The organism is Neomelitea salexigens DSM 19753 (genome assembly GCF_000422345.1).
Classification (GTDB): Bacteria; Pseudomonadota; Gammaproteobacteria; order Pseudomonadales; family Spongiibacteraceae; genus Spongiibacter; species Spongiibacter marinus_A.
Window position 1 is genome coordinate 1 of record NZ_AULP01000016.1, and the last position, 21,512, is coordinate 21,512.

At 48.9% G+C, this 21,512-nt stretch carries 22 protein-coding genes; 10 read left to right on the forward strand and 12 right to left on the reverse strand.

What is annotated here, in order from left to right:
- Window positions 1–339: integrase core domain-containing protein (locus tag H573_RS0115295; protein ID WP_027875040.1), on the forward strand; the 339-nt coding region annotated here is incomplete at its 5' end.
- Window positions 340–417: 78 nt separating this feature from the next.
- On the opposite strand, the gene H573_RS18520 is transcribed toward H573_RS0115295, so the two are convergent.
- From H573_RS18520 to H573_RS18525, 8 genes are all read right to left on the reverse strand, one after another.
- Window positions 418–1,419, reverse strand: coding sequence for a hypothetical protein (locus H573_RS18520; RefSeq protein ID WP_161624281.1), 1,002 nt, complete (start codon window positions 1,417–1,419; stop codon window positions 418–420).
- On the reverse strand, window positions 1,406–1,774 hold the full coding sequence (locus H573_RS0115305; protein WP_027875041.1) for a helix-turn-helix domain-containing protein: 369 nt from the start codon (window positions 1,772–1,774) through the stop codon (window positions 1,406–1,408). The genes H573_RS18520 and H573_RS0115305 overlap by 14 nt, the downstream gene beginning before the upstream one ends.
- On the reverse strand, window positions 1,771–3,441 hold the full coding sequence (locus H573_RS0115310) for a hypothetical protein (protein WP_027875042.1): 1,671 nt from the start codon (window positions 3,439–3,441) through the stop codon (window positions 1,771–1,773). The genes H573_RS0115305 and H573_RS0115310 overlap by 4 nt, the downstream gene beginning before the upstream one ends.
- 343 nt (window positions 3,442–3,784) lie before the next feature.
- Window positions 3,785–4,432 (reverse strand): HEPN domain-containing protein, encoded by a 648-nt coding sequence (locus H573_RS0115315; RefSeq protein ID WP_234701884.1) that lies wholly within the window; start codon window positions 4,430–4,432, stop codon window positions 3,785–3,787.
- 225 nt (window positions 4,433–4,657) lie between these two features.
- Window positions 4,658–4,840, reverse strand: coding sequence for a hypothetical protein (locus H573_RS19560; RefSeq protein ID WP_154653925.1), 183 nt, complete (start codon window positions 4,838–4,840; stop codon window positions 4,658–4,660).
- A gap of 94 nt (window positions 4,841–4,934) precedes the next feature.
- The gene (locus H573_RS19565) at window positions 4,935–5,273 is read right to left on the reverse strand and encodes a hypothetical protein (protein WP_154653926.1); all 339 of its coding nucleotides are present in this window, start codon (window positions 5,271–5,273) and stop codon (window positions 4,935–4,937) included.
- Window positions 5,274–5,280: 7 nt separating this feature from the next.
- Entirely contained in the window at window positions 5,281–5,829 is a 549-nt protein-coding gene (locus H573_RS0115325) for a hypothetical protein (protein WP_027875045.1), read from the reverse strand.
- 36 nt (window positions 5,830–5,865) lie between these two features.
- Window positions 5,866–6,261, reverse strand: coding sequence for a gamma-glutamylcyclotransferase family protein (locus H573_RS18525; protein WP_051171366.1), 396 nt, complete (start codon window positions 6,259–6,261; stop codon window positions 5,866–5,868).
- 333 nt (window positions 6,262–6,594) lie between these two features.
- On the opposite strand from H573_RS18525, the gene H573_RS0115335 reads away from it, so the two are divergent.
- The 8 genes from H573_RS0115335 (at window position 6,595) to H573_RS18535 (ending at window position 17,445) form a co-directional block, all read left to right on the forward strand.
- The gene (locus H573_RS0115335; RefSeq protein WP_027875046.1) at window positions 6,595–7,479 is read left to right on the forward strand and encodes a helix-turn-helix transcriptional regulator; all 885 of its coding nucleotides are present in this window, start codon (window positions 6,595–6,597) and stop codon (window positions 7,477–7,479) included.
- A gap of 90 nt (window positions 7,480–7,569) precedes the next feature.
- Window positions 7,570–8,091: a hypothetical protein gene (locus H573_RS0115340; protein WP_154653927.1), complete on the forward strand. Its 522-nt coding sequence runs from the start codon at window positions 7,570–7,572 to the stop codon at window positions 8,089–8,091.
- Between the two features lie 454 nt (window positions 8,092–8,545).
- Window positions 8,546–9,457 (forward strand): DnaB-like helicase C-terminal domain-containing protein, encoded by a 912-nt coding sequence (locus tag H573_RS0115345; RefSeq protein WP_027875048.1) that lies wholly within the window; start codon window positions 8,546–8,548, stop codon window positions 9,455–9,457.
- A 241-nt stretch (window positions 9,458–9,698) separates the two neighbouring features.
- The gene (locus H573_RS0115350) at window positions 9,699–9,890 is read left to right on the forward strand and encodes a hypothetical protein (protein ID WP_027875049.1); all 192 of its coding nucleotides are present in this window, start codon (window positions 9,699–9,701) and stop codon (window positions 9,888–9,890) included.
- A gap of 227 nt (window positions 9,891–10,117) precedes the next feature.
- Complete coding sequence (locus tag H573_RS0115355; RefSeq protein WP_027875050.1) at window positions 10,118–13,540, forward strand: TM0106 family RecB-like putative nuclease; 3,423 nt, start codon at window positions 10,118–10,120, stop codon at window positions 13,538–13,540.
- A complete protein-coding gene (locus H573_RS0115360; protein WP_027875051.1) occupies window positions 13,537–13,716 on the forward strand; it encodes a hypothetical protein in 180 nt (59 codons plus the stop codon). The genes H573_RS0115355 and H573_RS0115360 overlap by 4 nt, the downstream gene beginning before the upstream one ends.
- A 371-nt stretch (window positions 13,717–14,087) precedes the next feature.
- A complete protein-coding gene (locus H573_RS19190; protein WP_234701885.1) occupies window positions 14,088–16,145 on the forward strand; it encodes an McrB family protein in 2,058 nt (685 codons plus the stop codon).
- A gap of 64 nt (window positions 16,146–16,209) precedes the next feature.
- Window positions 16,210–17,445 carry an McrC family protein gene (locus H573_RS18535; protein WP_051171368.1) on the forward strand — a complete coding sequence of 412 codons (1,236 nt, stop codon included), beginning with the start codon at window positions 16,210–16,212 and terminating at the stop codon, window positions 17,443–17,445.
- A 212-nt stretch (window positions 17,446–17,657) separates the two neighbouring features.
- Here H573_RS18535 and umuC read toward each other — a convergent pair whose 3' ends face one another.
- From umuC to H573_RS0115385, 3 genes are all read right to left on the reverse strand, one after another.
- Entirely contained in the window at window positions 17,658–18,923 is a 1,266-nt protein-coding gene (umuC, locus tag H573_RS0115375) for a translesion error-prone DNA polymerase V subunit UmuC (RefSeq protein WP_027875052.1), read from the reverse strand.
- Window positions 18,920–19,351, reverse strand: a complete 432-nt coding sequence (gene umuD, locus H573_RS0115380; protein ID WP_027875053.1) for a translesion error-prone DNA polymerase V autoproteolytic subunit — start codon at window positions 19,349–19,351, stop codon at window positions 18,920–18,922. The genes umuC and umuD overlap by 4 nt, the downstream gene beginning before the upstream one ends.
- A 170-nt stretch (window positions 19,352–19,521) precedes the next feature.
- The gene (locus H573_RS0115385) at window positions 19,522–19,878 is read right to left on the reverse strand and encodes a hypothetical protein (protein ID WP_027875054.1); all 357 of its coding nucleotides are present in this window, start codon (window positions 19,876–19,878) and stop codon (window positions 19,522–19,524) included.
- 158 nt (window positions 19,879–20,036) lie between these two features.
- Here H573_RS0115385 and H573_RS19810 point away from each other — a divergent pair, with 158 nt between their 5' ends.
- On the forward strand, window positions 20,037–20,723 hold the full coding sequence (locus H573_RS19810; RefSeq protein ID WP_036257009.1) for an HNH endonuclease: 687 nt from the start codon (window positions 20,037–20,039) through the stop codon (window positions 20,721–20,723).
- 388 nt (window positions 20,724–21,111) lie between these two features.
- Here H573_RS19810 and H573_RS19420 read toward each other — a convergent pair.
- The coding region (locus H573_RS19420) for an integrase core domain-containing protein (protein WP_027875056.1) at window positions 21,112–21,512 on the reverse strand (401 nt) is incomplete at its 5' end.

Here is a 21,512-nt window from a genome sequence, read left to right on the forward strand (position 1 = left end):
AGGCCTAATGGCTTGTTGTTCCATTCAGATCAAGGCGTTCAATACAGCAGCCTGCGCTTCCGGCAACACTTGTGGCGCTACCAGATAAAGCAGAGCATGAGTCGACGGGGTAACTGCTGGGATAATGCACCAATGGAACGGTTCTTCCGCAGCCTGAAAACCGAGTGGGTACCGGAAACGGGATACCGCTCTTTTGCTGAAGCGAAGCAGTCGATCACGGATTATGTGATTGGCTACTACAGCGGAATCAGGCCGCATCGACACAACGATGACCTGCCGCCAAATGTGGCAGAAAGTATGTACTGGAAAACTTATAAACCCGTGGCCAGTTTTACTTGACCACTACATGTCGACGATGGTTCATCCAGTATTATCGTATGCCGACGAGCAATCTTATGGCAGGTATGGCTTCGTGCCTCAGTTATTAGACTCACTTTCAAGTAACTCAACGGTGTTGGGGTGAATAGTGACGTTATCAAAAATCGGCAGGTTCTTTTCTTTTGATTTTTGGGCCAGTGATTTTAGCCGGGCTAATCGCGAACTACCTCTTAAGGCTCTCTTTTCGCGTTCATACATTTCAAACCAGGGTATTCCTTCCTGCTGGTATGCCTTCTTGCTAATAGGCGGGTGTGGAGGTTGGCGACCAGTAATGGCGAGGTATTCTGCACTATTCACCGCGTGAACAAAGCAGCGTAGGGAATGATCGTAGTCCCACGCGTCAACGCCATGTGGATCATCGTAGATGTCTTGAACGATTTTCCCGCCAGGGGCGTAGCCCATTTGGCATTCTTCAACGATCTCACGGCTGAAGAAAAATGGGAGCTCGTGATAATCCGTGCCCAGCTCGCGGCGCAGCTTTTCTTGCCATTCATCATAGAACTCGCGCTTCATTGGATAGGCTTGGATTTGTAAGCCTCCAAACTCAGCCTTGCCAGTAAGCTGTTCTTCGGCGGTGTAGCCTTCGCCTAATGGCATGGCCACAAACTGGCGTACGGTGCCTTTTTCAACACAAAAGCCATCTAGCCAGGGTTGTTCGGGGATGGTGATGTAATCCTGTGGGTTGTTGTTCAATGTTGCTTGCCAGCTGTCGCCAGTCACCGCATTGATCTTTCCCGCTGCAATCTTCACCGCAATCGGGTAGCTCCCATCAAAATTTAACCAAGTCGCCTCGGATTGATACATGGGTAGCATTACACCGCCGAAGGTCTGCATCACTGGGGGGAGGGAGTCGGCGTAATCCTGCACAGGTAGTAGGGGAAAACGTCCCAAGCTAGCAGGTAGGGGGTAGTCCCGCCCGTCGTCCGGCACTCGCAATGTACGCCTAAAGTTGATCCTCAGTCGTGCCTCTGGATGCACATTTGGAAAGTCGAAGTACAAATTGCGTTCGCCTAGCCATACCCTATTTTTACCAGTCTCCATCTGTTACCTCCCTGACAATATTTAGTACGGCATCATCCGGCAGGTCTTTGAGTTGCCGGATGAGTTTTGAAAATAGTTGGGGACGTTGGCATATAATCGCTCGCAGCTCGCTTGAAACCTTGCCAGACATGGCAAGAAGAACATCTGCGTCGAGCCCCAAATCCACAGCAATACGCTTTGCGGTCTCCTCAGAAGGAGGGGGGAGTTCCCCGCGCTCCAATTTGCTGAGATAAGTCGGCTGTATGCCCACCCTCTGAGCAACTTGGCGCAGACTAAAGCTGCGATCTTTGGATTTCAGTCGTTCTCGTGTGTCGCGAACGTAGTCCCCAAAGTTTGTCTTTGCAGGCAATGTCATTTCAATACTCCAAAAATTGGAATGCCGCGTTCTAGGAGATGCGCTCTGATTGCGGGGTTCAGCATGTAAGTGGGGACCTCCTCCGATTTAATTTTTTCACGCTCAATTCGGTAGCTCCTCGCGTGATTTTTATTCAGAGGGGGTGTCATCGGATGAGCGTTGTTATCAATGACGGTATAGCCTGAGCTGTACTTACATATTGTTGAGCGCTGGTGATGAATTGGTAGTAGATGCCTCTCGACCTGCAATCCCCATGTTCTCGCAATTAGTTTGCAGTGGCGTGGAATAATTTTATCGTACAGATCATATAGGCCTTTCATACTCAGAACGCCAAACCTTTCAACCTGATGGCGGCCTGTGGCCATGCAGACTCCGTCGAAGCCCAGATGCGCCGCAAGGTAAAAAGCAAGGTTTACACCGAGTTGATGCCAGTCGGTAAGCCAGGGCATTCTTCGGGTATGGTACTGGTCACGATAGTTACAGTGGTCGGGGTCTCGACTTTGCATCCAATCACTTTGTATCTCTTCCACGAACAACAAGTGATTACCTTTCGTGCAGATATGCTCCGTCGTGCGTAGGTGAAACAAAAGGTTAACCACCATATAGTGTTTTCCAACGGTGTATCGTTTGGGGAAATTATCTAACGTGATCAGCCACTCCCTAATGTTGAACCCGCCTTGCCTGGAATCCTCTCCATACGAGGAAGATGGCAGAGGGCGCCCACGCCACGAATGTCGAACAAAATGATAGTTTCGGACTACCGCTAGCAAATCACTCAGCGAGCGTCGGAATGGGTTGGCGTCGCGAGACGAGGTAATAAGGTTTTGTTCTGCATCCAGAGCGATCCACGTTGGGCTGGAGTTAAATAGATTGCCTTGCTCCGACCTTATGATCAGGTAATTGTAGGAGGGGTGGATCAGGCAAGCTTTCGCTGGCATATAATCGTGCCTTATGGCGCGAGCTTCTTTAGCCGTCAGTTCCCGGTCTATCGCTATGAAATCTGAAAGCTCGTCGTTACAGCCTAGCATTGCGCAGTAAACACGGGGTTTTACGGGGTTCCAGTCGAGCCCTTCGGCTAACTCTGAGGGATCGATTGCGGTCTTAGGGTTGTAGCGCCGTAATTGCGCCTTTATGCCTGACCAGTACTTATCGTCATCCTTGATGCCTGGCGCTTTCTCGATTTGTGCTGACCATTGATGCTGTCGTTGTGGAAATTTCTGCTCTTTGACCCACTTTTCCAAATGGCTATAAAAGGGGACCTCTACGGGTTTTAGGGCAAGAACTACGTTGTCGCGCACCCGCTCGCGATGGCTGGCAGCATCGTTAAAAAACGCTGATACCTGATCTGACATAAGGAGTTTTTCTAGCTCAAGCCGCTCTGGTAAAAGTAGCCCGTTGATGAAAGTAGCGAGTTCTGCCTGGGAATAACCTGTATATCTGAAGGCTAAATGTGGAGTGTCGCGAGGGTTAAGTTCGATCCAATCCAAGAAAGTGGCCGGATCCGCGGTCCATTGCCTGCCCTGGCTTGCATGAAGAACTTGGATCCTAGTTAGCTGTTGGCAGAGGGTTAGCGCAAAACTGCGACCAGTAGTGAGGTGAAAAGCAATCCCGAAGGGGCTGCTTAACTGCTCAATAGTTGGTGTTGTGGTAGTGCGCTCGATGTTCATTCCTGTTGCCTTCGTCTTATAGCGGCTGTTTGGACTTTATTAGACTTATGTGTAGCTTATACTACACATTATTTTAGTCAATATTTGGTCGGTGCACTGTAGCAAGGCTATCGTTGGGGCTATTTAATAGAGTCCTCACCAGTGCGGCGAGGGTTGTCAGTGAGTCAGGAGGAGTTGGGGGCGATATGTTGTTTCGGCCAAGGCGCCGTTACTGGTGTAGCGCTATTTCTAGCACTGGGACAATAGAGCGGCTTTGTTGCAAGCGTGTCTAATGCCCACCGCGCCGGCCATCAGGAAGGCCCTGGCTTTCTCTATCAGTGTCAAAGAGGTGTCTGTATCCATCTTAGACCTCTACAACCGGATAACAGGCCTCGCCCCACAGCGTGTCAGGTGAATCGAGCATAATTTCAATGATGGTAGGAATGAGGTGGCTCAGGAAGCTCGTGCAGTCTTTGAGCTGCTCACGATTAACTTGCCCTCCGAAAGTGGCGCCGCCATGGACGATTTGGTTGCGAAGTGTATAGATGCGACTTAAAACGATACCGATGACCTTCTGTACTTCTCGTTGACCTACCGCTTTATGCGCCGCAGCGTTGGCAGCAGAAAAGGCATCCTTCCAATCGCTTTCTTCCATTTTCCCGTTTTGATAGTCCCAAAATCGAGCAAACACAAAGCGGTTATTGAGAAGTCCGCGTATCGCTTTGGGGAATGCCTCCCAGACCAGCTTTTCTAATTTTTTGTCTGCATCTAAGTCGCAGAGTTTGCCGATAAATTCCTTGAAGGCTTCCTGCTCTGCGGTTCGGTATCGGTCATCGATCTCTACTGCATAGGCTGCATTGAAAGCAATCCACAGAAAAATAAAGCGGCTATCCACATCGTCTGTTGATTCAGAGGCCTTTAGCCAGCTGAGGGATCGATGAATGCGTAGGTTTAGGTTCGTGGGGAAGGTGTCGCGTACTGCTCTGTGTCTTGCTTTCAGTGCATCATGCATCATCAGTCCTTTTATATTCGCGCGCTTGGATATCTTGCTAAGCCAGCTTAGCCTGTGAGCGACGGGTTGGGTGAATATAGCATGTATAAGTAATGAGCCAAGCGGTAATGGCAGAAGCAAGATGCGATACCGCGCAGGCCTTGTTGTGACCATTCCGCGCTATCATGCCAAACGGTAGAGGTAGGCTGGGTTGGAGCTTCGCCCTGTTCGAAGCGCTACAATTCGCTACCGGTCGCAATGTAGGCCATAGCGAATATCACGGCTGCCATTTGCCGTAATGCGGCACTGTGCGATGCCTAATTCCACCGGAGTCGACAGCGAGGCTGATCCTGACGAATTCACATTCAAATGGGTTCCCGCGCATGCGCTTATCGCAAGTGCTGAAATAATGAGTGCAGTGATTTTCATGATTTATGCTCCTTGCATCCCAAAGTGTAGGTCATCCTCTCTGACGTAGGGCCTATGATGTTGTCAGTGTCGGGCACGGCATATCCAACTACCATTATACAATGGGAGTCTGATGGGTGTTGTCAAACCTCTCAGAAGGCGTCCAGCAGTGCGCGCAAATCGCGGCATTGGGCGACCTAAGAAGATGGCCGCAGTGGTCGCACTTCGGCCCCATGCGTGCGAGGCGATGGTGGAAGATATCGCCGCGGCAATCAAGCCGGTACCCTGTGATACTCTCAAAGAGATCGAGGGGCAGTTGGTCGAGCAGCTTCCACTCCGAAGGGTTGATCGCTATCGGGACGGGAACGCCTAGTATAGGTGCAATGATGCTGTACTCTGTCTCGTCGAGAAAGGGGAGTTTTGCATCGCAGCGCCAGCAGTAATGTATTTCCATAAGCCTTTCATCCGTGTTGTGACGCGTTGATATTGCGTTGCCAGAATTCATACCTTTCATCTAGCCCTGAGTAAGCCTTACTGAAGGTGGTCGTCATAATTTCTACGTCGCAATCTAGCGAAGCGAAGGTATCTAGCTGAGAATTTAAGGTAGAGACTTCACTGACCATCATTGTCAGCTTATTGAGCCGGTACTCAGTTTCGTTATTGTGCTCGAGCGAATGTATCGTTTGCGCATAAACTGCGGTGAAGTCCACGCCTTTGTAGTCGGATAAATCGACGACCGTTGACCTAGATCTCTCAAGCAACCCGAGCCGGCGGCTAATCGTTAGGCCAGCGCGGCTGTTCGGCATGAACATGGCTGCAGCCAGGAGTAATCCGTCTGATGCTATGGTGCTTGGGTGGCGGGGTAGCCATTTGATTCGGCCTGTCTTGGTTTTAGCAACCCAGAACAGCTTGCTGCCTTCAAATAGCTCTAGTGTGTGATAGCCATCTAGGATTCCTCCTCGAGATGGGTGCGCTTTGCCAAGCTGTAATCTTGCGGTAATTGTGGGCATGCCAACTCCTTTTAGGCTTAAATTCAATGCTTACAATTAATTTGGCCAAACACCCTCCACTATGGCCTGTGCTCCTTCTATTGATTGGTTGTAAAGGTAAACCCAGCAGCTGGGCCCGCTTTCTAGGAATAGCAGCTCTCTGATATAGAGCGAGCTCTCAGGCTGGTTGGGTAAAAAACCTTCCAGTTCGTCCAGTGCTTGCAGCGTTGATGGCGATACCGCAAACACTTCTACATAGATCAGGCTTTCATAGGATGCGCGTCGCGCCCCTGGGAAAGGTCCTAAGTCATATAGCGATAATCCTCGAATCCAGCCGTCATCGATTTGAGGGCTGCTGCCGATTAGATTGTGGTTGTGAAAACCACGTTTGAGCGTTCCGTATACGCCGACATTGGTGGTATTTGTACTTTCATATGAAAACCCGCGCCCCATTCCTACCTCGCTAAATAGTTGGTCTACCCCTAGGTCTTTCTAGGGTTGATTAGCAGTGTGCTGCCGAATGTGGTCGAGTGAACGGTTATGCCATATAGCCTCGCTAGGTGTGTTGGTGAGCTGTTAAATGCGTCCCTGAATCGGAAAGTGATCCTGGCCTCATCCATGAGGCCAGGATCGAAGGGCGTCCTGCCCAATCACCTAAAACGGCAAGTCCATTTGCCACTTGCTTTTTGCTTTAGGCGGGGTGCACTATACTGTGTAGAACAAATACATGTACATAATGGCTACATATACATGTCGCGATTTCAAGCAGGTCCAAGGCGGGAGACAATGACAAAAGGCAAGGAAAAGCAGTGGGCGATTCGCTGGGATAGGCTGTTGCGCTATCGGATGATTGAAACCGTCGCGTTATGGGAAGGGCGACTCACGACGAACCACTTGCAAGATGCCTTTGGTATCGGTCGCCAGCAAGCCTCCAAGGATATAAATACTTACCTCACAGACTTTGGGCCAGGCAACCTAGAGTACGATGTAAAACAGAAAGGTTACTGTCCCACCAAGGGGTTTACACCTGTGCTGACGCAAGGGGTCGCTGATGAATACCTCCAAATGGTCAACGCAAATGGCGAGTTTGGGGCCGTATTTTCTGTCGATAACCCCGTTCGGCGCTATACCGAAGTCATGGTGCCACTTAACAGAGATCTTCGTCCCGCGGTGCTTCGTCCTATTCTACGCGCAGCGCGGGAGGGAAAGCGTGTCGAGATCTGCTATGCGTCGTTGAAGAACCCCGTGCCAGAGTACCGAGTCATACAGCCGCACTCCGTTATCTTTAATGGCTTTCGTTGGCACGTTCGGGCCTTCTGTGAGCATCGGCAAGAGTATCGCGACTTTGTGCTGAGCCGGATTTCTGACGAGCCGGATATTACGCTCAAGGGAGAAAACGGGGCTGAAGGAGATGTCGCATGGCAGACGATGGTCGATGTCGTCATTGGCCCTGACCCCAGACTTAGCGCGGCCCAGCAAGCGATTATCCGCCAAGACTATGGGATGGTGAAGAATAAGCTGACCATTAGCACCCGTGGAGCTCTCGTCCACTACTTGCTTCAACAGTTGGATCTCGTCGAAGAGGATGGCAAGACGGCACCAGAGGTGCAGCAGATCACTCTGGTAAACAGAAAGAAAATCAGTCGATGGCTTTTCGGTGACAGAAAGTAGTAAAAAACGTGTAGCCTGCTTGAAAATGCGACACATACAGCGCCTTTCTCTATCTCCTAGAGGGGGGCATTGATATAAAAGGACTTAGCGATGGCAACATATACAGCACATATGATGATTGGCGAAAGCCACGGCTATGATGGTGGACTTGTCCATGGGTTCGAGCAACTCAACTTTTCTGAAAATAGTAAATGTGCCTGGATCGGGAAGAAGGGTAAGCACACGTACTGTTGGATACCGCATTCTCCTGAGGCTATGGTCGAAGATGGTTTGCTCATGGCTGCTGCACTGTTTCTAGAAAAAAGCAAAACCGGTCGCAAATTGTTCGATTTACTTAGCCCACGGTTTGATAGAGGGCGAGACCGCATAGATCGAATCTATCTCTACGAACACACGGATCTGAATCTAGATCAGATGTATGGCGATTTGATGCAAGAGCTGCAGGCCATTTCTGATAGTGATGGTAAGCGACCCAAGTTCATGCTCGCCATATCAGAGTCTTCAAGTCTCATTCGCCGTATTGAAAAGCTAAAAGAGATACCAGCTGATCTTGAGATAATGACCACGACACACCGGGAGGAACGGTCAGCCTTCGATAGACAGTTATTTTGAGTGTCGAATGTGACGAGGGGCGGGGGTGCAAAATACATCCCGTTTTCTACCTGTTATTTTCTAATTTTTAAGAAAAATTCCAATTCTTTATAAATTTTTGCTGCGTGATCCTTGCGAGAAAAATAAATAGAAAATACACCTTTAACTCAATTCCTGCCTGAAAATGTTACATGTAGATGTTGATGGCATGTTCATGCGCTTGATAAAGCGTAAAATCCATTTATGTAAAAATGCAGACTCTAGAGTCCTTCTGCGCGTTCGCTCTCTAATAGCCGAGCACAAACTGCCAGTGCTTTCTGAATCGATTTAAGTTCATGGCGCTCCTATTGGTGAGAGATTTCAGTAAAGGCTAGCATTCATGTAAAGCAACTATTTTTGTGGGAGGCGAATGTAAGAGGCGTGTAAGACAGCCACGGATGTCAATGAAATGGATAGCTTAGTTTGGAGGTGATTGGTGAGTAAGGCGGGTCTAGGGGCTGTACTTCCTGTTAAGGAAAGTTTGAAGTATTTTTTTGAATGCGCAGAGAAAGAAGGGGAGCGGCTTAATAGAGGTGGGAAAGAGCATACTGGATTCAGAGCTCTGGATAGTACCGGGATATCATTTTTAGAGCCAGGTGTTACTTTTGTTAGTGGCCCGCCGGCAAATTTGCAGACAGATTTTTTGGTTTCAATCGCATTGCGGCAGGCGCTAGCTCAGGGCAGAGACACGCTGTTTCTTTCAATAGGTCAACCCGCTAATTATTTTGTAATAAAGTCGCTATCTCAAATGACAAATGTGCATAATTGCGAGATGCGCCATCTAGAGCTAGATGCCAAAAAAATCAAAAAGCTTTCAAAATCGGTATCTAAGCTTAAGGATGCTTCATTGTCTGTCTGTGAGATTCCGTTCGCAAAAAAATCTTGGATAGAAGAAAGCGCGGTTCGTCACTTGAAGGCTATGAGTAATAATAAAAAGCTCCCCCCTCTTCTCGTTATGAGTGGAATTGAAGAAATTGGGAAAAGTTTTAATGGTAAAAAGGGGAAAAAGGCCTATAAGGACTTTGCGCGCTATTTAAATCTTATATCGGAAGTAACTAATTCACATATTATTACTGACTGGCCGGTGAAAGTTGGCGAATATAGTGAGAAGCGCGCTATGTTGCATGATGTTTTTATGTGCAAGTGGATTGTTAAGAAAGAATTTCAAGCAATAACAGTTCATTTGGGAGATGATTATGGAGTTTTATTAAGCTCTCGTAGCAAGTTTAATAACGTTTTACTAGGTTGTTACGGCCCGAGGCACCAATATGGTGATTCGGTCTTAATGTCGGTTCGTATCGGTGGTTTAAAGTACAAAGATTGTAAGGAATACATACAGCATTGTTAAAGCTTTCGTCGTCTATGCTTGCAGATGATGGAAGTGTTGCTCGAGTACGGCATCATGTAATTAATATAAATAGGGAAATCCGATTTTGAAAATACGCCTCGGTACGGCCCGCTGAAATTGAAAGCCATTTTCAATACGTTCACTGCCAAAGATGCTGCGGACTGCTGCTGAAATTGCTTTACATTAGAGGAGTATGCTTGAATCGCCATCAGAAGCCCAAAAGGCAGTTGAGAGGTGCGCAATGAATGCCGAGAAAATCCGTAATTCGGCTGAGCAATTTTTCGAAGGTCACAAAGTGTCTCTGGCAGAATTTAAAATTAATTTAAGTAATAGCGTCGGCAACGGAAAATCAGGGTCACCTCGAACATTGCAGGGGCTGAGCCAGCATGACAGTGGCGGTCGCCAACTGCTGCGCTGCCCTATTTTTCTCTGAGTTTTTGTAGATTATGGACGCAATATTAACAGTGGCTAAATAGCGTCTAATAAAGAATTCAGGGCCTTAGAGAATTAATGCCAGCCTCCACTATTAAATTTTAAACCCAATCTATATGAAGTTTCAGCTTAAGCAGGGTCTTCACAATTCGCTCTGGAATCACTTCTGGAGCTTCGTGAGAAGCTTTCTAAAAGTTAAGTAATTCGTAGTTCAGGGAAGGATTAAAAATGCAATATAAAGATGGGTCACTGTATTTTTCTGCATCTGATCTAACCGTATATCTGGATAGTCCATATGCTTCGTGGATGGATCGCTGTGCGCTTGAGTGCCCCGACGGTGATGTTGCGCCCGACGAAATCGAAAGCATGGATCGACTGCTTTTCGAGAAAGGCTATAAGCACGAATCTCAAGTCGAAGCGGCCTTGCAGCAAGAGTTTGACACATTCATCGCGATTGAAGGCAAAGGTGACGCCGAGAAGATTGCTCATACGCAGGCGGCACTGGAAGCTGGTATTGATGTAATCACCCAGGCGTGCTTTCGTGTTGGGCAGTTCTTTGGCTATGCCGATTTCCTAATCAAAGTACCCGGCAAGAGTCATCTGGGCGACTATCACTACGAAGTGTGGGATGCCAAGCTGTCTAAGCGGGCCAAGCCTTCTCACGCGCTTCAGTTGTGCCTTTATGTGGATATGCTGGAGAGTATTCAGGGATGCAAACCGGATAGGGTTGTCGTGGCGCTGGGCTCTGGTGAGCGTCACCCCGTCCCGCTTTCCGAGTGCTATGCGTACTACCAGAGTGTTCGGGAAGACTTCTTAGCCTTCCAAGGGCAGTTTGATTCCAGCCAGCCACCTGATCCTGCCGCGTTTAATAGCTGGGGACGCTGGTCTGATTACGCTAAAGAGATACTGCTCGAGCGCGACCACCTCTATCAGGTCGCCAATATCACCCGGGATCAAATTAAAAAGCTTAACCGGGTCGGTATTGAGACCATGGCTGGGCTTGCCAAGACAGGCATCGACAAGGTCCCCGGTATCGGTCAACCCGTCCTCGAGCGTTTAAAAGCCCAGGCGGCCATCCAGTGCGAAAGCAAGGGGCAGGATGTTCCGGCCTATCGCGTGATACGTCCCGCTCCGGGCGAGCATAGGGGGCTGGCATTACTGCCCCCACATTCTGATATGGATGTATTCTTCGATATAGAAGGCTATCCCTTGGATGACGGTGGCCTCGAATATCTCTGGGGCTGCACCTATTTTGATGACAGTGGAAACCGCACCTTCAGGGATTTCTGGGCGCATAACCCAGAGCAGGAAAAGCTGGCCTTTAAAGCCTTCATCGATTGGGTCTATGCCAGATGGCAAGCCGACCCTGCGATGCATATCTATCACTACGCGACCTATGAGATCACCGCCTGCCGCAAGCTGATGAGTCGCTATGGCATCTGCGAGCAAGAGGTTGATCAATTGTTGCGCAATGAGGTGTTTGTCGACCTCTACAAAGTCGTCAAAGGTTCAATCTTGTTGGGCGAGCCCCGCTACTCCATCAAGAACGTAGAGCACCTGTACCGCGGTAAGCGCGATACCGACGTGGCGTCCGGTGGCGAGTCAGTGGTTGTTTATGAGCTCTGGCGTGAGAAGAATGCGCTTGGGGAGGAGGGAGATACCTGGGAAACATCCGAAATCCTAAGAAGTATCCGCGACTACAACATTGATGACTGCGATTCTACGCAGGAACTTGTCGACTGGCTACGTGCCCAGCAGGCTGAAGAGGCGATTCCTTATTTGGGAAAGTCCGAGGTCGAGGAACCGGAAGTCACCGACGAAATCACGGCAAGGCACCAGCTACGTGATCGGCTGCTCGACAAAGCCGAGGCCGTTCAAGCATCTGACCCGGACGAGGCCGAGCTGATAGAAAACCTTGCTTGGATGCTTGAATTCCATCGCCGAGAAGCCAAGCCTGGCTTTTGGCGATTATTTGATCGGTTGGGCCAGGAGCATGACGAACTAGAAGATGACTTGGAGTGCTTGGCAAATTGCTACCGTACCGATCGAGAGGCGTATAAACAGACTCCAAAAGCGCGCACTTTCTGCCAGGAATATCGCTTCGACCCTACACAAGAACTGAAATCGTTGCCATCGTCTGCCTTCCTCTTGGGTGAATTCGATGCGGAAGGCCGGCAGCTCAAGGCTGCTGTCGTTGCGGAGGAGTCTCAGCTCGATCGGGGTTTGGTCGTATTGCGAAGCAAAGAAGAGCTTCCACCCCATGTAAGCCTTATTCCTGATCAGCATGTGAATGCTGCGCCGATACCTGCCGCTTTGTCGGATGTGGTTAAGCACTTCGTGACGAAGCCGAATCAACCCTCAGCTATTCTGGACTTTCTACGCCGTCAGCCCCCGAGAGTCCGTGATCATGAAGCCGGAGCACCATTGGTGACCGCGGTGAGCCCCGAAGAGCGTCTTACGCAAGTTATCGATGTGGTAAAACGTCTGGATAACAGCTACTTGACCATCCAAGGGCCGCCGGGAACGGGTAAATCCTATACGGCCAAGCATGTTATTGCTGAGCTGATCTGCAGCGGTTTCAAGGTGGGCGTTACCAGTAATAGTCACAAGGCGATCAATCACCTGCTGAAAGTAACTGCGGAACACTGTCGGGAAAAGGGAATCGAGGCTCGCTTCAGCTGCGCGAAAGGCCCTGATGACGAAATGACGAAGTTAGGTATTCTGGAAATACCTAATAAGGATTTAGCTGAGGCGCTAGAAGAGGGATATACCGTCGGCTCAACCGCTTGGGGGTTTTGTCGGGGTGACGTCGTCGATGCACTGGATTATCTCTTCGTTGATGAAGCTGGGCAGGTCGCTACGGCAAATCTGGTCGGCATGAGCCGCAGCGCACGGAATATCGTGTTGATGGGAGACCAGATGCAGCTTGGTCAACCTTCTCAAGGGGTGCACCCGGGGGAGAGTGGTTTATCCGTTCTGGATTACCTGATGCATGATACCCCTACTATTCCTCCTCATATGGGGGTGTTTCTCGGCACGACCTTCCGCATGCATGAACGCGTGAATGCCTATGTTAGTGAGCAGTTCTATGAAAGTAGGCTGGCGGCTCATCCGTCGACCAACAAGCGGTTTTTACAGTTAGGTGATGACCTCAGGTTCGCGTTGAAGGACGCTGGAATCGTCTATCTACCCGTTGACCATGAAGGTAACTCACAGGCTTCAGAGGAAGAGGTTGGGGTAATTGTTGAGCTCGTAGATGACCTCCTGAATCAAAGGTTAGTGCTGAACTTAGCTAAACGCGCTTTGACACTCGACGATATTCTGTTTGTCGCCCCTTATAACCATCAGGTTCGAAAGCTGCAAGAAGCCTTGGGTAATCGGGCCAAAGTAGGCAGTGTCGATAAATTCCAGGGGCAAGAAGCGCCTGTAGTCATACTGAGCCTTTGCTCTAGTAATGCAGAAGAATCGCCCCGGGGTATTGAATTTCTTTTTGACCGGCAACGGCTGAACGTCGCTGTCTCGCGGGCGGAATGCCTGGTAATAGTTGTTGGAAGCCCCTCATTGATTCGATGTGATGCGAAGCATCTAAGTGATGTAAAACGATTGAATATGGTTGCAGCGTTGTTTTGTGAAGGTAGGTCAGATACATGATCGCGCCGGTATTTTTCTTTGCTGCCGAAGATTCCGGGGATTATAGGTTGATGATCGAAATCAGTCGTTATGTAGATGGAGTGGAGTTGCCTGTGGTATCTATAGTCGCAAGAGCCGACGGCTGTGACTGGTCAGATCAAGCATTTGTAGAGCTTCATGGGGGTGTTGAAGATTAATCAGTATCATCATTTAGCTGAATCCAATCGGCATCAGTCCATGTTATTTGGTTATAGTTAAAATAGCTTGGTTACGCCTAAATCAAACTGTAGATCATGATTGTTTAGACCGGGAAAGCCGTGATCGGCATTAAGACTCAGTTTGGTTGCCAAAAACTGGCCAGTGTCTCCGCTTGGGTTGGAACAAGCATGCGGTCACGCAAAATAGGAGAAAGCATAGTTGTGGTGTCATGATAGTCCCGTGCATAGACATGTATAGCGAACAGTTTTGTCGTTTGTTGGCGGATTTATTAGTCAGATGCCTTCTGGATAGAAACAATTTTTCAGGAAGCGACGTTTTTAACATACTAAAAAAATAAGGTGTATTAATAGTGCAAAAAGTAAATGTTTCAGGCTTGGACAAACTCTGGAGTGAATTCTTGGCAGAGTGGCCTGAAAGCCGAGTAAGAACGATGACATTAGATGATTATACAGGCATTGGTAACCAAGATACCTTTTGTTATTGGATTGAGAAAAGGTTAGAAGCGTTAGGTTCTATTTGGGGAGGTTCATCCTTCAAGTTTGGTATTTATCGGAGAGGAAATCAAACACAAAAGCTTGATCAGAAAAGATACACGTACACAGAGGAATTCGCGTGGGAGTCTAGGTATGGAAACTCTGCTAAAGAGGCCTTTAAAGCAGTCAGGCAACACGTCGTAAAGGTCGTAGATAGCGTTAATGAAAACGATCTAGAGTCCATTGATAATATCCCGTTATGGCCCGTGTTCAAATGGAAGATCGCGTTCCTATACCAAGACAGAAATTCCCCTTTATTACCTGCGGTATTCAAAGCTGAGTTGCTTAGCGACTATCTAGAAAATGACAATATTAGTCGGGAAGCACCTTTTTCTGAGCTTTATAAGTGGGTAATGAGTGATCGGGCTGGTAGGGATATTTTTAGATTTAGTCACGAAGTTTTTGAAAAAGCGGAAATGATTGCCTCAAAAAAACGATTTAAGCCAGAGGACGCTGAAAAAATATTATTACAACGGTATCCAAGTATCGGTGGCGGTACCGAAAAGGTCATTGGTTTTCATAATGACTCAGGTCGAACAATTGCCCTTAATCGCAGTGGAAAGTCAGTAAGGCTGGTGATGGAACCATGGGAGCCAGATGTAAAACAAACGAAAGTCGTCAAGCGTTATAGCGCAAACGATTCAAGAAATAGCAATTACGGTAGTCAGGCGCCCAAGGTCGCGTTGGGCAATGAGGCAATCTCAGTTGAGTGTGTAACACAGATAGCATTTGAAACACTACTAGATGAGTATGAAATTGTTTATATGGATGAAAAAGGTTTGCTTGATGCTAACAAAGATACAAGACAGGGTGCTGTCACTCGACAGCCCCTCAATCAAATACTATATGGCCCACCTGGTACAGGTAAAACTTTCCATACCGTCAATAAGGCGTTGGAGATACTAGATCCTGATTATTATTATGCGCATATCGAGAATCGTTCAGCATTGCATGCGCGCTTCCAAGAACTAAAGCATGAAAGGCGAATCGGTTTCGTTACTTTTCATCAAAGCTTCTCTTATGAGGATTTTGTTGAAGGTCTAAAGGCTGCATCAGAAGAGGGTAAAATTACATATGACGTCGTAAATGGTATCTTTAAGGAAATGTGTGAAGATGCCAGATCGCTAATAGAAAATAGGTCGTCGGAAACGGTAGATATTTCTGATAGAAATTCCAAGGAAAGTGATAGTCGTGTTCTTATTGTCGACGAGATAAACCGGGGAAATATATCTAGTATCTTTGGTGAGCTGATTACTCTTATTGAGCCAAGCAAGAGAGCTGGTGCTGTCGAAGCGCTTTCAGTCACATTACCATATTCTAAAGAAACCTTTGAGGTACCTAGTAACCTTTATCTAATCGGCACCATGAATACAGCTGATAGATCCCTAGCATTGATGGATACTGCGCTTCGCCGTCGGTTTGATTTTGTTGAGATGATGCCTAATGTTGATCTTTTAGATGGTGTGGAGGTGAAAGGCATCGATGTCAAGGCAATGCTCACGATTATCAATAAACGAATCGAGGTGCTTTATGATCGCGAACACACTTTGGGTCATGCGTTCTTCATGCCTCTGAGGGCGGTGGTTGATGAAGGGCAGAAATTTGAATTATTGAGAAGTATTTTCTCCAATAAAATCCTGCCTCTATTGGAAGAGTATTTTTTTGAGGACTGGGCCAAGATTCGCTTAGTGCTCGGTGACAACAACAAGGCCTCTGAGAACCAGTTTATTTTAGAAAACGGGAGAGATCATAACGCTGAAACACTCTTCGGTGAAAATTTCGATTTGGGCTATGAGTTAGAAGAGCAGAAGTCTTATACCCGGAATGATGAGGCATTAGTGTATCCAGAAACTTACAAGGGCATCTATGCGTAGAGGGTTTAGGACAACGCGCCGTATTTGTATTAGGGAGTACGGTTTCTTAGTTGAGGCGGGGGCGGTGGATCGATTTGATGAAAATGCTGTTGGTATTACGAAATCGGCGTTCGGTTATTTGAGGGGTTTGATTCAGGGTGATTTGCGCGAATCAGACTTCGCTCCGTTTCTGAAACTTACTACCTATAAGAGACAAACTGCGCTCAAAGTGCAGAATTATGTGGGAGTGATACAGACGCCTTGTGGCACTTTGATTGAAATCTTGCCAAAGCTGTATTTAGGCGATGAAGAAGCGTTAGAAAAGTCACGCTACCAGCTGATTAAGATGTTGCGCTGCTTGCATAGTAGTCCCTTCAGAAAAGCTGATAGGGCAGATATTCGCCATGCAAAAATGCCGCTGCTTGAAGTGTATATCACTCAATTTTTGGCCGCAATCAATCAGCTGGTTAAAAGAGGTATTCGTTCTGATTATTCTCGCGAAAAAAAGAATGCCACCTATCTAAAAGGCAGGTTGTTAGTTACTGCGCAAATTTGCAAAAATGCGATGCACCCTGAGCGGTTTGCAATCGAGTTTGATGAGTATCAAGTTAATCGTCCAGCCAATCGTTTGATAAAATTGACTCTCGAGGTTGTAATGCGTGCAAGTCAATGCTCGAAAAACCAAAGATTAGCGAGAGAGCTGAGTTTTGTATTTGACGGCGTACCCGCCAGCTCTGACGTCCATTCAGACTTTAAAAAGGTAAAACTAAGTCGTGGAATGAGCTATTACCATGAGGCACTGAGTTGGTGTAATTCCTTGCTGAATGGTCAGGGGCCAACAGCGTCGTCCGGTGGCTTCAATACGTTGTCTTTGCTCTACCCGATGGAGCGTATCTTCGAAGATTATGTGGCGCATTGCCTCAGAAAAAATATTGAGGAGATATCGGGTGAGGGCGCAAAGTTAAAAACACAGTCAGTTAAGCATTCATTGGTTGAGAGTCATGCAGGTTCTAAGATATTTAATCTTCGCCCTGATCTTATGGTGGTGAATGGCAACCAGCCCGTTTGTGTCATGGACACCAAATGGAAGCTGATCGATGCCTCGGATCGCCGAAATAAATATGGCATTTCGCAAGCGGATATGTATCAGCTGTATGCGTATGGGCATAAGTACCTAAAAGCTAATGATCGAAAAGAGCTTATGCTCATTTACCCAAAAACAGAACGATTTCAGCTGCCTCTGCCGGATTTTATTTATGAGGATGGGATGGTTTTGAGGGTTGTTCCATTTGACGTTGAGTCATCACAGATTGTGATCTAGCTGTGTGATAGAGCTTGTATGGATAAATAGTGAATCGCCGGCGGTCTGCTAGACTCTCTTTGGCCACAGTTTACTGCTGCCAAGTTCCAAGGCCGTCCTATATCTTAATTTGCCAAGCGAAAAAGTATACAAATTTGACGCTTCGTATAGCTGAATGCAGTTTCTTTGCCACGCCTCCTGTCTGTTATTCATATAGTTGATCAGCGGAGGGTTCAGACTTGAGGGATTTCAGTCCATCGAGTTGTATAGCCAGGCGAAAGGTACCGTCGCTTCATCGACCACTCTTGCCGGATCCCTTGGGCTCCAATAAATACCTTGCCATGCTTTCCACCGTTAATCTGATCAATGGTTTGCATCAGTTGCTTTCGGCGCGCCTCTTCCGGGGCGCTGAAAAGATCCGCTTGCCCTTGCTCTTGAGGTGAAAGTTCACTGAGCATCACGCCGGCCTTAGCGTAGCGATACCCAGGCCGCCAGATAGCCCTTAACAAACGCGTGGCCTCGGCGATCAGTTGGCTGCTGTCATTCGTCGGTGTGGCTAAAGGGGTCACTGCACTATTGCTATAGATCGGCTCTGTTGGGTTAAAAAGGCCTGTCCTGAGGCTGACTGACAGCATTTTGCACACTTGCTGCTGCGCCCTGAGCTTCTCAGCGGCTCGGGCGGTGTAGCTGGCCACTGATTCTCGCAGTTCATCCAGTGACTCAACGCGCTTACTGAAGCTACGGGAGCAAACAATTTGCTGCTTTGGCTCAGTAACATCCTCGAGAGCAAGACAGGACTCACCACGCAGTTCACGAGCGGTACGCTCCAGCACCACCGAAAAGCGTTTCCGTAGCGATTTAAGGTCATACTCAGCTAAATCTAACGCTGACTCGATACCTAGTTCGCGCAGTCGTACAGACAGGCGGCGACCGACGCCCCAGACTTCTTCGATTGGTGTAATGCGCAACAACCGTTGTTGCCTATCACACTGGCTTAGGTTTACGACACCGCCGGTTGCGGGGTAGGCCTTGGCAGCGTGGTTGGCCAGTTTGGCGAGCGTCTTTGTTGGGGCGATTCCCACACATACGGTGATGCCTGTCCACTGCTGGACGCGCTCCCGTACTGCAACACCAAAGTCATTGAGGGACTGATACGACTCTATGCCAGTGAGGGAGAGGAAGGCCTCGTCGATCGAATACACCTCTACCTGAGGCGCCATCTGCTCTAGAATGCTCATCACCCGCTGGCTCATATCGCCATACAAGGCGTAGTTAGATGAAAACACCGCTATTCGGTGTAGCCTGATCATGTCTTTGATCTGATGAACAGGAACGCCCATCTTGATACCCAGCTGTTTCGCTTCTTTCGAGCGGGCAACGACGCAGCCGTCGTTATTCGACAAAACTACAATGGGGCGGTTTCTAAGTTTCGGCTGGAACAGAGACTCGCAGGACGCATAGAAGTTGTTGCAGTCTACCAGGGCAAATAACTCACTCATCTGCGCCCGATAGTCCGAATGACACTGGTCACCACGCCGAAGATCTCTAGGTCACGCTCATCGCTGAGCTCTATCGGCGAATACGCTGAATTACGCGGCAATAGCTTTGGCGAAGGGCGAAGGCATAGCTCCTTCACCGTCATTTCCCCCTCCAAGCAAGCGATGACAATATCGCCATGCTCGGCTTTGAGCGAGCGATCAACGGTGAGCACGTCGTTCGCAAAAATACCGGCCTCTACCATGGAGTCTCCTTCAACACGCACGAAGAAGGTGGCAGCCGGATGCTTTACGCATAGCTCATTGAGGTCGAGCGTCTGCTCCACGTAATCCTGAGCTGGCGAGGGAAATCCTGCTGAGACGCGTTCTAGGAAAAAGGGAATGCGAAGGCGTGTAAATCGTGCGCTTCGGCCAAACAACGAAACAATCATGGCCATGCCTCTTAAAAGCTGTATGTATATACAGTATATTATTGCCAGCGGGTTTGGCAACGGAATTTTTGCTGCTGACCAGGGGGCGCGGTATCAGGCCTGGTCCCATGGCTGGGCCGGATTAGCATGGTATCGGCTGCTGACTAGGGCGTCAGAAGGTGAGCGCGCTCTTATAGGCCATCTAGGTTCATCTTCTTGAGGAATCGCCGGCCTTTGGCTGAGAGCGTATAGCCATTCAGTGGCCGCGTGCTGCCTTCGGTGACAAAGCGGCCAGGTCGGGAGTTAACTAACCCCAGGCCAGCTTGGCGTGAACCACCGCTTCGGGGCATGCCCTCTTTAGTTAGGGGGCCGATCGCGCCGCGTATGCGTTTAGCCTCTGGCTCCAATGTGCTGTCGCAGCCGGAGAGGTCCAAAATATTGATTTCACCGGCGCGGGCAATCTCAAGGAAGACGGCGACTTGCTCGGGTGAGCGCAAGCCAGCTTCCGCGGCGACTCGCATGATTTTGATGAGTTGATCGACATCCATATATGAACTCCGCGGATGGGGAAGTGGTCTCAGCCCAGCAAAATCTTAACGCATAACGCGTATTCTTGTCGTAGCGATAGAAATACAGGCCCCAAGATTACTTATTCTATGGCAGTTCAGACTGGACTGCCTGCCGAACCTGCATTTGGAGTTGAAGGATGTTGAGACGTTGTTTCGCCGTTGTTGTCATGGTGATGATCTCGCTAAGCGCGACCAGCGCTTGGGCCCACCCCGGTGGTGTCGATGACCGCGGAGGTCATACCAACCGCAAGACAGGCGAATATCATTGCCATCGCGAGGGCTGTGATGCACGAGCTCAGGTGGAGCGCGCGACGCGAGAGGCTGAGCGAGAAGGGCGGGCATTTGTAGAGCGCTATGATCGGAAGCTCTACAAGCACTGGTCTGACGTCGATGGCGACTGCATGAATACCCGTCATGAAATGCTGCAATCCGCTTCTCGCATACCGGTTAAGCTTTCGCCCAATGGCTGTTACGTCAGCAAGGGAGAATGGTTTGATCCCTTCAGCGGTCAAACCTTCACGCGGGCGAGTGACTTGGACGTTGATCACATCATCCCTCTGGCATGGGCGCATGCCCACGGCGCCTTTGCGTGGACAGCTGCGCAACGGGAGCAGTTTGCCAACGATCCAGAAAACCTTCTTGTGGTTGATGATGGCCTCAATCAAGCCAAGGGCAAAAAGGGGCCGTCGGAATGGCTACCCCCAAGGCAGGCCTATCGCTGTGAGTACCTGGGGCTATGGCAGAAAATGTTGAACAAGTATTCGCTCACGATGGCGCCCAAGGAGAAGCGGGTCTTCACTATGCAGCTGGCCGCCTGTCAGTAGCTCTTGTCGTCTCTGAGGCTGGCGCTCTGCGCTAGCTAGGCTATGCTGAGCAGGTGATGCGAACCACACGGAGCGTGGTGATGAAAGAGATCCTACTTGAACGAGGTGATGTGCTCAGGGTTGGTAATGACGTTGCCATCTGCTTCGAGGGCAAGCCCAGAGGGCAGCCCGTATTTTCGATTGATGCTCCCAAATCGATAAAAATACTCAGGGCTGAGTTGCTCTATCGTGACACAAAAAAGCGCCGGACTAGTGGTGAGCGTTGACTGCACTTTATTGTCATCAGCGTCAGCCTCTGAAATAGCAGTCAAGGTTGTGAGAGCGGAGCGCTTCTTCCATCAGAAGTTTTATTGTGTCAGCCTTTGCTGGATTTTTCGCTATGTAGTGGTCAAGTAAAACTGGCCACGGGTTTGTAAGTTCTCCAGTACATACTTTCTGCCGCATTCGGCGGCAGGTCATCGTTGTGCCGATGCGGCCTGATTCCGCTGTAGTAGCCAATCACATAATCCGTGATCGACTGCTTCGCTTCAGCAAAAGAGCGGTATCCCGTTTCCGGTACCCACTCGGTTTTCAGGCTGCGGAAGAACCGTTCCATTGGTGCATTATCCCAGCAGTTACCCCGTCGACTCATGCTCTGCTTTATCTGGTAGCGCCACAAGTGTTGCCGGAAGCGCAGGCTGGTGTATTGAACGCCTTGATCTGAATGGAACAACAAGCCATTAGGCCTTCCTCTCGATTCGTAAGCCATCAGTAACGCCTTACTGGTTAGCTCGCTGTCAGCCTTTAGCG